At 62.1% G+C, this 12,927-nt stretch carries 12 protein-coding genes; 6 read left to right on the top strand and 6 right to left on the bottom strand.

Annotation, left to right across the window (positions count from 1 at the left end; genetic code table 11):
• Positions 1-20: 20 nt before the first annotated feature.
• The 3 genes from AOP79_RS06585 to AOP79_RS06575 are packed head-to-tail and all read right to left on the bottom strand — an operon-like array spanning position 21 to position 3,152.
• A complete protein-coding gene (locus AOP79_RS06585) occupies positions 21-905 on the bottom strand; it encodes a carbohydrate ABC transporter permease (RefSeq protein ID WP_082093431.1) in 885 nt (294 codons plus the stop codon).
• A 4-nt stretch (positions 906-909) separates the two neighbouring features.
• Positions 910-1,815 carry a carbohydrate ABC transporter permease gene (locus tag AOP79_RS06580; RefSeq protein ID WP_062071755.1) on the bottom strand — a complete coding sequence of 302 codons (906 nt, stop codon included), beginning with the start codon at positions 1,813-1,815 and terminating at the stop codon, positions 910-912.
• Positions 1,812-3,152, bottom strand: coding sequence for an ABC transporter substrate-binding protein (locus AOP79_RS06575; protein WP_062071753.1), 1,341 nt, complete (start codon positions 3,150-3,152; stop codon positions 1,812-1,814). Before AOP79_RS06575 ends, AOP79_RS06580 begins: the two co-directional genes overlap by 4 nt.
• A 206-nt stretch (positions 3,153-3,358) precedes the next feature.
• Between AOP79_RS06575 and AOP79_RS06570 the strand changes: the two genes are divergently transcribed.
• A complete protein-coding gene (locus AOP79_RS06570; RefSeq protein ID WP_062071751.1) occupies positions 3,359-4,381 on the top strand; it encodes a LacI family DNA-binding transcriptional regulator in 1,023 nt (340 codons plus the stop codon).
• 15 nt (positions 4,382-4,396) lie between these two features.
• Here the strand turns inward: AOP79_RS06570 and AOP79_RS06565 are convergent, their stop codons facing one another.
• From AOP79_RS06565 to AOP79_RS06555, 3 genes are all read right to left on the bottom strand, one after another.
• Positions 4,397-4,771, bottom strand: coding sequence for an MmcQ/YjbR family DNA-binding protein (locus AOP79_RS06565; protein WP_152648043.1), 375 nt, complete (start codon positions 4,769-4,771; stop codon positions 4,397-4,399).
• A gap of 67 nt (positions 4,772-4,838) precedes the next feature.
• Complete coding sequence (locus AOP79_RS06560) at positions 4,839-5,597, bottom strand: MBL fold metallo-hydrolase (protein ID WP_062071746.1); 759 nt, start codon at positions 5,595-5,597, stop codon at positions 4,839-4,841.
• A 35-nt stretch (positions 5,598-5,632) separates the two neighbouring features.
• Positions 5,633-6,646, bottom strand: a complete 1,014-nt coding sequence (locus AOP79_RS06555) for a LacI family DNA-binding transcriptional regulator (RefSeq protein ID WP_062071743.1) — start codon at positions 6,644-6,646, stop codon at positions 5,633-5,635.
• A gap of 192 nt (positions 6,647-6,838) precedes the next feature.
• On the opposite strand from AOP79_RS06555, the gene AOP79_RS06550 reads away from it, so the two are divergent.
• The 5 genes from AOP79_RS06550 to rhaI all read left to right on the top strand — a co-directional run bounded on the left by AOP79_RS06550 (position 6,839) and on the right by rhaI (position 12,925).
• The gene (locus AOP79_RS06550) at positions 6,839-8,365 is read left to right on the top strand and encodes a sugar ABC transporter ATP-binding protein (protein WP_062071741.1); all 1,527 of its coding nucleotides are present in this window, start codon (positions 6,839-6,841) and stop codon (positions 8,363-8,365) included.
• Positions 8,362-9,456, top strand: a complete 1,095-nt coding sequence (locus tag AOP79_RS06545) for an ABC transporter permease (RefSeq protein ID WP_082093430.1) — start codon at positions 8,362-8,364, stop codon at positions 9,454-9,456. The genes AOP79_RS06550 and AOP79_RS06545 overlap by 4 nt, the downstream gene beginning before the upstream one ends.
• Positions 9,449-10,570 carry an ABC transporter permease gene (locus tag AOP79_RS06540; RefSeq protein WP_236683282.1) on the top strand — a complete coding sequence of 374 codons (1,122 nt, stop codon included), beginning with the start codon at positions 9,449-9,451 and terminating at the stop codon, positions 10,568-10,570. Before AOP79_RS06545 ends, AOP79_RS06540 begins: the two co-directional genes overlap by 8 nt.
• Complete coding sequence (gene rhaS / locus AOP79_RS06535; RefSeq protein WP_062071740.1) at positions 10,567-11,619, top strand: rhamnose ABC transporter substrate-binding protein; 1,053 nt, start codon at positions 10,567-10,569, stop codon at positions 11,617-11,619. The genes AOP79_RS06540 and rhaS overlap by 4 nt, the downstream gene beginning before the upstream one ends.
• Before the next feature lie 139 nt (positions 11,620-11,758).
• Positions 11,759-12,925, top strand: a complete 1,167-nt coding sequence (rhaI, locus tag AOP79_RS06530) for an L-rhamnose isomerase (RefSeq protein ID WP_062071737.1) — start codon at positions 11,759-11,761, stop codon at positions 12,923-12,925.
• The last annotated feature ends 2 nt before the right edge of the window (positions 12,926-12,927 follow it).

Genomic DNA, 12,927 nt, shown 5'->3' with positions numbered 1-12,927 from the left:
ACCGCGTCACCCACCGATGTCTATTTTCCGAATCCCGCAGTCATACCGGCCAAGAGTTGGCGCCGTCCAAGGATGTACAACGCAATCACCGGCAGGCTCGACAGCACCACCGCAGCCACCACAGCAGGGACATTGATCGTGAAGAGTCCCTGATACGTCGTCAGTGCCAGTGGCAGGACGCGCTTGTCCTCACTCTGCGTCAAAATCAGCGGGAACAAGAACCCGTTCCACACATTCAGACCGCTATAGATGGCAACGGTTGCCAACGCAGGACGCGCCAGAGGTAGCGCAACCGTCAGCATCGCGCGCCACTCGCTAGCACCATCAAGGCGTGCCGCCTCAAACAACGACGGCGGAATGTCGCGCAGGAAGTTCACGAGAATCAGCACCGCAATAGGCAATCCGAACGCAGCAGAGGGCAGGATCACCGCGATCAAGGTGTCGTACAAACCCATCTCCACGATCAGCAGATACACCGGAATAATCGTGGCCTGGAGAGGAATCGCCAGCCCCAGCAGCAACACACTGAAGGTCGCCTTCGACACACCACGACCATTACGCGCGATGGCGTAGGCGGCCAAGAATGCGCAAGCGACAATCAAGACTGTCGCCACGATGGTGACGATCGCGGAGTTGGCCAAATAGCGCCAGAAGTCGTTCTCGAGCACTAACTGGTAGTTGTCCAGCGTGGGGTCCGAAGGCAGCGCCAACGGCTTATCGGTGAAAAACGTCGCCTGCGTCCTAAAGCTCGTGATGACGAGCCAATACAACGGCACGGCAACAACCGCGAGCCACACAAAGGACAAGACTCCACCAGCCACGTTGAGCCGCTTCTTCGAAGGCCGTGCGGGCTGACTACGAATGACCTTGATGGTCGAAGACTTCTTAGTACGGGTGTCAGCCATGCCGTCACTCGCCTTCCATTTGGCTCTCCATACGGGAGAATCCAGACAATCGGGTGATGGTGAGTGAGATCGTCATTCCCACCACCGCAAGGACGATGGCAATGGCCGAGGCCAGACCCATCTGGTTAGCAACGAATCCGGTCTGATACATCGCGAGCGGCAGGATGCGCGTTGCGTCGCCGGGACCACCCTGCGTCAGAATCCAGATCACATCGAAGTACGTCAACGCACCCACCATCATCAACATCGATGACGTCACGATCGTGTACTTCATCTGCGGAACCGTGATGGAGAAGAACTGCCGAACACGACCAGCCCCATCGAGTGCAGCTGCTTCATACATCGACTGCGAAATCTGACGGGCGCCACCTTGGTACAACAATGTGTGGAACGGGATGAACTGCCACGCGATGATCAGTGTCACCGTGATGAACGCCAAGTCCGGGTCCCCGAGCCAGTTCTGGTCAAGGAACGGGATTGCACCGCTGGCGAACAGCCCAAAGTTGGGGTCTAGCAGGTTGCGGAACGCGATTGCGATCGCGGCCGAGGACAGCAACAGCGGAACAAAGTAGATGACTGCCAAGATCTCGCGGTACCGCTCGTGCCCCGCGAGGAACACCCCGAGGAGCATCGCGATGGGAGTCTGAATGACCCACGACAGGATCATCAGGCCCAAGGTAAGCCAGATCGAATGGGCGATTGCGGGGTCGGAGAAGATCGTGACCCAGTTATCGAAGCCAACCCACTCGGGCGAGCCAAGGCCGTTCCAGCGCGTAAAGCTCAGTCCCAACGCGATGATCAACGGAACAATCGCGAAGAATCCGAAGAGCGCTAGAGCCGGCACACTCAATGAGGCCGGCGGGCCGAAGCGAGGCTTCGCTTCGGCCCGCTTGGTTGCGAGGACTGTCATCCCTGCTGCGCCACCTCATTGAGGTTGGCCGCGAACTCCTCAGGCGTGATCTGGAGAAGGAAGACCTGCTCCAAGTTGGTGAGCAGTGCGTCGGCCTGTGTGGCGTCAAGCGCCTGGTCCCACGAGAGCTGGAAGTTTCCAGCATCCTCGGAGATCGAGTAGACGAATTCATTCCACTCGGGGGCGTCTGTCTCCGCGATCTTGTCTTCAAGGCCTGAGATTGGCGGAACAGCACCAGTGTCCGTCAGGTCGTCGACGTACTGGTCGTCCATCACACCGTGCAGTAGCCAGTCCATCGCAGTGGCCTTTTCATCCTCAGCCGAGTCTGCGGTGATCGAGAAGTATGAGGACAGGTTTCCCGTCACGTTGGTGGGGTCGCCAGCGCCACCCTCAACCTCGGGGAACGTCGTCCACGTCAGGTCACCGGCCTCAACGAAGTCTGCAGCGGCGGTGGAATACGTGCCCGAGTAGGCCCAAGCACCCTGGAGCTGCATCGCGGCCTTGCCCGTGTAGACGAGTGCCTCAGCAGCGCCCTGGTTGGCGTCGACGGCCGAGTAGCCGTCAACAAAGCCACCTGCCTCAACAAGGTCCTGGATCATCGATGCGGCCTCAATGATGGCGGGGTCTTCCCAGGCGCCAGGCTCACCGGCGACAACGGCGTCGAAGACCTCAGGGCCACCGATGCGGTCCGTCAGATACGCGATCCACATGAGGTAGGGCCACTTACTTGCTCCTCCAATGGAGATGGGCGCAACGCCCGCCTCTTTGAGAACAGGCACGGCGGCCATCAGCTCGTCCCAAGTGGTGGGTGCGGCCACGCCGGCCTCGTCGAGCACGGCCTGGTTCATGTAGAACACGACGGGCTGCACACCATTGATGGGAAGTGCGTAGATCTCGTCGTTGACCGTTCCACCTGCAAGGACTGCAGGGAAGATGCGGTCACGCAGTTCAGGCTCAGCATCAAGGGCAGACTGAAGAGATTCAACGGCGCCTTCCTTCACGTACTCTGCAAGGCCACCGCCACCCCAGCCAGAGAAGACTGTGGGGCCCTCGCCGGCGCTGACGGCGGTACGGAGTTTCTGCTTGAACGGGTCGTTCTCGAAGGTTTGCATCTCGAGGGTGCCGTTGCCGGTTTCATTCCATGCGGCGATCGATGCGTCCAGCACGGATTCCGTGCCCGCGGTGACCCACACGGTAGCGGCGCCTGCTGTGGCTTCACCGCCGGCTCCCGCGCTGGTGTCAGTGTCGGCGTCGTCGCCGCTGCTGCACGCCGCCAGTGTGAGCGCGAGGCCGCTCACCGCTGCCACTGCTCCTAGGCTCTTCTTGGCCTTCATCATCTGTACTGCTCCTCACATCGTCGTGAAATCGAGTCGGAACGCAAGCAAACTTTCGAAAGTTTCGCCGCAAGTTTGCGCAACGTTGTTTGCAATGTACGATGTGGGCATTGAGCATGTCAAGCCGAACCAAAGGGGGATCACAATGTCGTGGCCAACTCGTGACCTACCAGGTATCGCCCCATCACCGCGCCGGAAAGGACCCGCGCATGTCGTCCGAAACCGCTGAGCGGCGTCGCCCCACGCTGAAAGACATCGCCGAACAAGCAGGCGTTTCCGTACCCACTGTCTCCAAAGTCGTCAAAGGGCGCGCCGACGTCAGTTCCGAAACTCGTGCGCGAATCAACGCAATTTTGCGCGAGCACGGATATGTTTCCCGCAGTGGGCACACAGAGCCCGAGCAACGCAGCATTGTGGTCTCCTTCGACGCACTCGACAACGCGAACAACCTCGCATTGCTGCGCGGCGTCCTCGAACACGCCCATCACTCAGGAGTGCACGTCGTCACCAAATTGACCCCGAGCCACTCCGAAGGCGACTGGGTCCACGCCCTCGTCGGACCTGCACACCATGGCGTCATTCTCGTCACGTCAACGGTCGACCAAGAACAACGCCAGGCCCTCGCGGACGCCAACGTGCCGCTTGTGGTCATCGACCCGGTCAACACCCCAGCCGAGGGCATTCCCTCTGTGGGCGTCAACAGCTTTACCGGCGGCTACTCAGCGACCAAACATCTCATTGACCTCGGCCACCGGCGCATCGCGTTCATCGGTGGACGTGCCAGCGAATGCGCCGATGCCCGGCGCGCCGGCTACTACTTCGCCTTGCGCGAGGCAGAGATCTCGGTGCCACCTGAATACGACCAGCCGGGCAACTTCATGTTTGAAGACGGTCAGGCGGCTGCGCGAAGGCTCCTCGACCTCCCCCAGCCGCCCACGGCGATCTTCGCGTCCAACGACCTTGAAGCGCTCGGTGTACTCGATGTCGCGCACATGCGTGCTGTCCGTGTGCCTGGCGAACTATCCGTCGTCGGCTTCGATGACAGCATGCAAGCAATCTCCGCGGCTCCGCACCTCACCACAGTGCGCCAGCCCTTCGACGAGATCGGAGCGACAGCGGCGCGTTTGCTCTTGCAATCGATCGCCAATGAGCCGCTGTCAAGTCAACGCCTCGAACTGGCAACTCAACTGATCGTCCGCGACTCGACTGCGCCGCCGGCCACAACGAATTAGCGACTCTGTAGCGAACTAGAGGTTCAGCTCCGCTTGCACATACTTGGGCAGGCCTGCTTTGACGATCTCAAACGCGACCACAAGCGCCTCGACCACCACCTCTCGCGGGATGAGCTCGTCGTCAAGCGCGATGGACACCCATAGCCGCTTGTTGGTGTAGTAGCCAGGGCTAATGCCGTCATACTCCTGCACCAGAGCAAGGTTGTTGTCGGGATCACCTTTGAGGGTCAGTATGGGCCGCCCGCCGGGGTCAGTACCGACCCGCCCAAAGTGCTTGCCGGCAACCTGCAGGGTTTGGGCACCCCACTCGGGATAGGGCACGACCTCCGTGCCCGGCAAGGTAGCAATCGTCTCGAGGATCCAGGGGTCTACGTTCGGCAACGTCGTCATGGTGAGGACGTTACGCGCCCGGACTGACACTCGCCGTCGCTACGGCCGCAACTGCTGGGCCCGCACCTTACGGAATCTCGATGCGCTCCCCGCGCTCGACGAGCGTGAGGCGCTCCTCCTGGTGGTGGTCCGCGAACCACGCGATGAGATCCTGCCGTGGCTGGCGGAAGTGTTCCCAGTCTTCAATGTGGACCGGGACTACCGCGGCATCGGGCCACAGATCGCCGATGCTGGCCACGCGCTCTGCGTCGACAGTCAACAGCACATTTCCAAGACGTTCGATGCCCGCTCCACCGGCAAACACCAGGGCAATAGCAACATCCGGGAAGCGTTCTGCCACCGTCGCGGCCACGCCTACTTCGGAGTTATCACCGGAGATGTAGACCGTAGGAGAGCCTGGCGATTCGAGGACAAAGCCCGTCACTTCGCCCAGGTGAGGAGCGACATCGTCCGGGCCGTGCTGAGCCGGCACGGCTGTCACCGTGACATTCTCACCACCACCCAAGAGCTCCGTGCTCTCCCAGGGCTCGAGACCGCGAGCGCGACCAAGGCGCTGGGCTCCAGAGGGAGTGGTGAGCACCTGCTGAACCTGCGGAAGAATCGCACGGCCAGCCATGTCGAGGTTGTCATCATGCTCATCGTGGCTGAGGAGCACCGCGTCGAGGGGCCACAGGTCTTGAGGGTCGAGCGCGGGGCCGGCCAGTTTAGTGAGGTTGCCGTAGTTGCCGGGCGGGTCAAAGGTGGGGTCCGTCAAGAGTCGCTGCCCCGCATACTCGATGACCACGGTAGGTCCGCCAACAAGGGTCAACCCGACTGAATGCTCCATATGCTCAGTCAAGCACTCTTCACCGCAAAACCTCGCTACTGGGCCGTCGAAGACGCGCGGACCACGAGCTCTGGCTGGAACAGAACGTGTTCACGCACGGCTCCGTCTGCGGCGTCACGCTCTTTCATGAGCAGTTCTACAGCAGTAGAGCCGATGCGTTCACGGGGCTGCCGTACGGACGTGATGGGGACGACGGCGGCCGCCGCAAAACTGATGTCGTCGTAGCCGACCATGACGACATCTCCCGGGATCGTGACTCGACCGGCGCCTGTCAGCATCGACTGCTGCAAGCCAATGGCCAACAGGTCGTTAGCAGCGAATACTGCATCGCATTTACCCTCCGCTACCAGCTCCTGAATACGGGCGCCCGCGGCCATTCCCTGCTCAAGACTCAAGCTGGTCGTTTCCAAGATGTCGAGACTCGCCCCATCCACTGCGTCGACTGCCTCCTGAGCGCCAGCGAGACGATCCCGCGCCTGAGCAATCGCCAACGGTCCCCCCACGAACACGATGCGGCGACGGCCTTGGTCCAGGATGTGCTGGGCCGCCGTCTTCCCGCCAACCACATCATCGACGGCAACGGACGCAACAGAGGAATCCGCAGTCCCTCGGTCGACCAGCACCACGGGGATCCCGCGTTCTCGCAACCGTGCCACGCGATCTGCAGCGTCGTCACTCGGGACAAGCAGGACTCCTGCCACGCGTTGGCGCTCGAACTGGTCGAGGTGGGCGGCCTCCCGCTCGTGCGAGTCATCGGAGTTGGCCAACAACACCGTATGTCCAGTGAGGGCGGCCTGTCGCTCGGCACCGCGTGCGACGTCAGCGAAGAAGGGGTTCCCGATGTCGAGGACCAGGAGCGCAATCTGCGTCGATTGGCCAGCGCGCAACTGTCGCGCGGCATCGTTGGGGACATAGCCAAGTTCAGCGATGGCGGCGTTTACGCGGTCGATTGTGTCGGCACGCACGCTCTCGGGGCGGTTGAGGACGTTGGAAACCGTGCCCACTGAGACACCTGCGCGCTTGGCGACTTCCTTGACACTGACTCCCACGGGTCCTCCTTTAACCTTCCGGTGATCTTGTCACACCTGGATCGCCCGTGTCCGGATACCAGTGGGCACGAAGACCATCATATTGAATCGTTACATTCCCGCAATCAGAACCTTTTGACAACCACCGCGAACCTCCTTTATCGTGAACCCACTTGAATCGTTTCATCAACGGCGACTGAAACTGGAGTGTCAATGTCGACGCACGTCCCCACCAGTCAGAGCACCCCCGCTCTGCTGCTCGAAGGAGTCTCAAAATCCTTCGGATCTGTGGTCGCTCTCAAGAGCGGCTCACTACGCATGGAGTCCCACTCCATCCACGCACTAATCGGTGAAAACGGTGCCGGAAAGTCAACCCTCGTCAAGATCATTGCCGGAGTTCACCAACGCGACGCAGGCACGCTGGAGTTCGCTGGCGAGAGCGTCGACTTCAGCAACACCGCGCAGTCCAAGGATGCCGGGATCGCCGTGATCTACCAGGAGCCCACGCTCTTCCCCGATCTCTCCGTCACTGAGAACATCTTCATGGGCCGCCAGCCCACGAAGGGCTTCCGAGGCATCGATCGGCGAGCCATGCGTAGCCAAGTCAAAGAACTCTTCAGCCAGCTCGGAGTCAACCTCGACCCCGACCGCCCCACGCGCGGGCTCTCGATCGCGGATCAGCAGATCGTGGAAATCGCCAAGGCGATCTCCCTCGACGCCCGCGTCCTCATCATGGACGAGCCCACCGCAGCCCTCTCTGGAGTCGAGGTCGAGCGCCTGTTCAAAGTCGCACGGTCACTGCGCGACGAAGGCCGAGCACTCCTGTTCATCTCGCACCGCTTCGACGAAGTCTTTGACCTGTGCGACACGGTGACGATCATGCGCGACGGCGAGTACGTCGCAACCACGCCCATCGAAGACACCAGCGTCGACGACCTCGTCCGGCAAATGGTCGGCCGCGACGTCAGCACGCTCTTCCCCAAGGAGCCCGCAGAGATAGGTGACGAGGTTCTCGTCGTCGACGGGCTCAACCAACGCGGCCTCTTTCATGACGTGTCGTTTTCCGTCCGATCCGGCGAGATCGTCGCGCTCGCTGGCCTCGTTGGCGCGGGCCGCAGCGAAATCGCGCGAGCCGTCTTTGGTGTCGATGACTACGAGTCAGGCAGCGTTTCCGTCAACGGAACTCAGTTGCGCAAGCACAATCCTGCAGCGGCCATGAATGCCGGGATCGCACTCGTCCCCGAGGACCGCCGCAATCAAGGCGTCATCCTGGAGTCCTCCGTAGCGCGCAACACCACGCTTGCCATTCGCCGCGCGCTGACCCGCTGGGGCTTGCTCTGGCCCGCCGCGGAGAACAAAGCTGCGGCCACATGGGCATCACGACTCGAGGTGAAGACCAGCGCGCTTGATGCTCAAGTCGGCACGCTGAGCGGTGGAAACCAGCAGAAGGTCGTACTCGCCAAATGGCTTGCCACAGACCCCAAGGTCCTGATTGTCGACGAGCCCACACGCGGCATCGACATCGGCACCAAGTCTGAGGTTCACCGCGACCTTTCCAAGCTTGCGGGCCAGGGCCTCGCGATCATCATGATTTCCTCGGAACTGCCCGAGGTGCTGGGAATGGCCGACAGGGTCCTCGTGGTCCACGAAGGCCGCATCACAGCAGAGATTGACCGCGCTGACGCGACACCCGAATCGGTCATGTTCGCTGCGACCCACTCGAAGGAGGTCGCAGCATGAGCGACAGCAGCTCCACCAGCATCCTGGCCCAGTCCAATGTGCTCGCCCGCCTGGGCCGCATCGGCAAGGCTCGTGAAATTGGCGTCCTGGCGGCGCTGTTCGCAGTGATCGCTATCACCACGATTCAGAACCCGAACTTCCTGTTCTCAAGCGATGGCTTCCGGGACCTCCTCGTCACACCCGCGATCCTCATGATCGTCGCGGTAGGGCAGGCGGTCGTCATCATCACTCGGAACGTGGACCTCTCGGTCGGCTCCGTCGTGGGACTGAGCGCCTACCTCACGGGTCGCGTCTTTATTGACTTCTCCTGGCTGCCATGGCCCACGGTCTTCCTCATCGGAATAGCCTTCGGTGCGCTCCTGGGTCTCATCAACGGTTGCCTGGTCGCCTTTGCGCGCGTCCCGTCGCTCGTCATTACGTTGGGCACGCTGTATGCGTACCGCGGCATCAACGTGATGTGGACAGGGTCCGACCGCATCAACGCCTCAGACATGCCAGCCGACTTCCTCGCCCTCGGAACCAAGTCATGGTTCTCGATCCCTGTGATCACGGTGATCGCACTTGTGGTTCTCGCCATCGCTGGCTGGTACATGTATACCCAGCGAGGTGGCCGAGAGTTCTATGCCATCGGCTCCGACCCCGATGCCGCGAACCTGTACGGGCTGCAGGTCAAGCGCCGCATCCTGACAGCCTTTGTGGTCTCGGGCGCGCTGGCGGGCCTGGCTGGCGTCCTCTACGCCGCTCGCTACGGCACCGTTAACTCGCAGGTGGGCTCGGGACTCGAGCTTGAAGCGGTGGGTGCAGCGGTCATCGGCGGCGTTGCCATCTTCGGTGGCTCCGGCTCCGTGTTCGGTGCCGCCATCGGCGCTTATCTCCTGCTGACCATCAACCGCGCACTGCCCGTCCTCGGCGTCGAAGACTTCTGGCAGCGAGCCGTGGTGGGTGTCCTCATCATCGGCGCCATTGTGCTGGACAAGGTCGCAGCCAACCGCCAAGAGCGACGGCTCCTTGACCTACGAGATACCGAACACGACACCGGCGGCCCGCCGCCACCCGGCGACAAGGAAGAGAAGGAGGCGCACCGTGTCTAACGCCGTCGCCGAGCGGACCACTGTCCGCACCTACAAGAACTACTCACGCCCCTGGTGGCAGCGGGCCTTCCTCACCCGTGAGATGGCCATCGTTGCTGCAGTCATCGCGGTCTACATCGTCGCCGCCATCATGGTGCCCAACTTTGCGGCCCCTATCACCCTGACGTATTTGATGCTCGATATCGCCGCGATCCTGCTCATCGCCCTGCCGATGACCATGATCATCATCACGGGCGAGATCGACCTATCCGTCGCATCCGTGGTCGGCCTATCAAGCGTTGCCTTTGGAACGCTGTACCAAGCTGGCTGGCCCATTCCGCTGGCGATGCTCGCAGCACTGGTCGCCGGTGCCATCGCAGGATTCATCAATGGGTTCCTCGTCACCGTGGTCGGCCTTCCTTCGCTGGCGGTCACGATCGGTACGCTCGCCCTGTTCCGCGGCCTCGCTGTCGGAATCCTTGGAACCACTGCGGTCACAGGATTCCCGGACACGTGGACGGACCTTGCGACGTCGAAGATCCCAGGCACGCCGATCCCGAGCGTCATGGTCCTCTTTGTGGTTCTCGCCATCATCTTTGCGCTGGTCCTGCACGCTACGCCTTTCGGCCGCGGCGTCTTCGCCATCGGCCAGTCCTCGGAAGCCGCACGGTTCTCCGGCGTCCGCGTCGAGCGCACCAAGCTCATGCTCTTCGTGGCTTCGGGAACCATCGCGGCCTTGGCAGGCATCTACTACACCCTGCGCTACGGAAGCGCCCGAGGTGACAATGCCACGGGCTTGGAGCTCAGCGTCATCGCCGCGGTGCTCCTCGGTGGCGTCTCCATCTTCGGTGGACGCGGCGCACTGCACGGTGTGATTGCCGGTGTCTTCCTCATCGGCATCCTCGCCAGTGCGCTGCGTCTGGCCAATGTCACGTCCGATGTCATCAACATCATCACCGGAACACTCCTCGTGATCTCGGTGATCTCCCCCAGTCTTCTCGCCTGGGCACGCTCCGCACGAGCGCGCCAACGAGGGCGCAGAGAATCCGCAGGCGGCACCCCGGCCGTCACCGCGGCGAACCAAGCAAGCCCCGATGCCCCCGCATCGGCAACTCAAGAAAAGGAAGCACAATGACGTCTTCACGCACACTCCGCAAGGGGTCGCTGGCAGCTCTCGCGCTGTCCGCCGCTCTTGTCGTGACCGGCTGCTCGAGCGACTCGGACACCGAGTCCTCCTCGACAGCAGGCGGTTCCGAGGGCGGCTCCGATGCCAACCTCGCCATCACCTTCCTGCCCAAGAACTTGGGTAACGCCTACTTCGACACCTCCGATGCCGGTGGTGAAGAAGCCATCGAAGAGTTCGGTGGAACCTACGCCGAGGTCGGCCCTGCCGAGGCAGCACCCGATGCTCAGGTGAGCTACATCAACACCCTCACCCAGCAGGGCGTGGGCGGTATCGCGGTCTCCGCGAACGACCCCGAAGCCATCTGCGACGCCCTCAACGAGGCTCGCGACAATGGCGTGAAGGTCGTCACGTTCGACTCCGACACGAACACCGACTGCCGCGACATCTTCATCAACCAGGCCACCTCCGAGGGTATTGCCCAGGTACAGGTCGACATGATTGCCGAGCAGATTGGTGATGAGGGCCAGATCGCGATCCTCTCCGCAACGGCCAACGCGACCAACCAGAACGCCTGGATCGAGCTCATGGAAGGCATGCTCGCGGAAGACCACCCGAACATCGAACTCGTTGACGTCGTGTACGGCGACGACGACGACCAGACCTCGTTCGACAAGACTGCGGCACTGCTGCAGACCTACCCCGACCTCAAGGGCATTGTGTCCCCGACCACCGTCGGCATTGCTGCTGCAGCACGCTACCTCTCGACCTCCGAGTACAAGGGTGAAGTCGCGATCACTGGCTTGGGCACCCCGAACCAGATGCGCTCGTACATCGAAGACGGCACCTCGGAAGCATTCGCACTGTGGAACCCGGGCGACCTGGGCTACCTCGCTGCCTACGCCAACAAGGCCCTGATCGAGGGCACGATCACCGGAGCTGAGGGCGACACCTTCGACGCCGGCAAGCTCGGCGAGTACACCGTTGACGCCGATGGCGTGGTCCTTTTGGGCGACCCCTACGTGTTCGACGCAGACAACATCGGCGACTTCGACTTCTAAGTCGCCAGGCGCTTGTTGGGGCCCGGCATACCTCCTAGCCGGGCCCCAACGGGCAGCCCCTCTCCCCAACTTTGACATCACGCTCATCACCCCGTAAAGTCAGTTTTGAATCGTTTCAATCTGGAAGGACAACGACGTCATGACCACGTTTGACGCCATCGCACCTCGGCTCGCCGAACAAGCCATCGAGCTCCCCTCGTGGGCCTTCGGCAACTCCGGAACGCGATTCCGCGTCTTCGGCACCCCCGGCACGCCACGCGACCCATTCGAGAAGATCGCGGACGCCGCCCAGGTGCACAAGTTCACGGGACTAGCACCCTCGGTGGCCCTGCACATCCCGTGGGACAAGGTCGACGACTACTCCGAGTTGCGCCAGCACGCCGAAGACCACGGCGTCGCCCTGGGCACCATCAACTCCAACACCTTCCAGGAAGAGGACTACAAGTTCGGCTCCCTGGCCCACCGCGACGACCGCATCCGCCGCAAGGCCATCGATCACCACCTCGAGTGCATCGACATCATGGATGCGACCGGCTCTCGTGACCTCAAGATTTGGCTGGCCGACGGCACCAACTACGCCGGTCAGGACGACATGCGCGGCCGCCAGGACCGCGTGCACGAATCACTCCAAGAGATCTACGCCCGGCTCGGCGAACAGCAGCGCCTGGTGCTCGAATACAAGATCTTTGAGCCTGCGTTCTATCACATGGACGTCCCCGACTGGGGAACCAGCTACGCCCAGGTCGCAGCCCTCGGCGATCGCGCGACCGTCTGCCTCGACACCGGCCACCACGCCCCGAGCACCAACATCGAATTCATCGTCATGCAGTTGCTCCGCCTGGGCAAACTGGGTTCATTCGACTTCAACTCCCGCAACTATGCGGACGACGACCTCATCGTCGGAGCAGCCGATCCGTTCCAACTGTTCCGCATCATCGTCGAGGTCATTCGTGGTGGTGGCTACGGCACCGATGGCGATACCGCCTTCATGCTCGACCAGTGCCACAACATCGAGGACAAGATCCCTGGCCAGATTCGCTCCGTGCTCAACGTCCAGGAAATGACTGCTCGTGCCCTCCTCGTCGACCGTGATGCCCTCGACGCCGCACAGGCCGCAGGAGACGTGTTGGGCGCCCACGGCATTTTGATGGACGCCTTCTACACCGATGTCCGCGGCGACCTGGCAACCTGGCGCGAGTCCCGCGGACTTCCCGCAGACCCCATGTCCGCTTTCGCGGAATCTGGCTACCTCACACAGATCGCGGCCGACCGCGTTGGCGGTGCGCAAGCAGGCTGGGGCGCGTAAGC

Source organism: Demequina sediminicola, assembly GCF_000975055.1.
Classification (GTDB): domain Bacteria; phylum Actinomycetota; class Actinomycetes; order Actinomycetales; family Demequinaceae; genus Demequina; species Demequina sediminicola.
The sequence above is the reverse complement of the archived record's forward strand: the minus strand, read 5'-3'. Positions and strand labels throughout refer to the sequence as shown.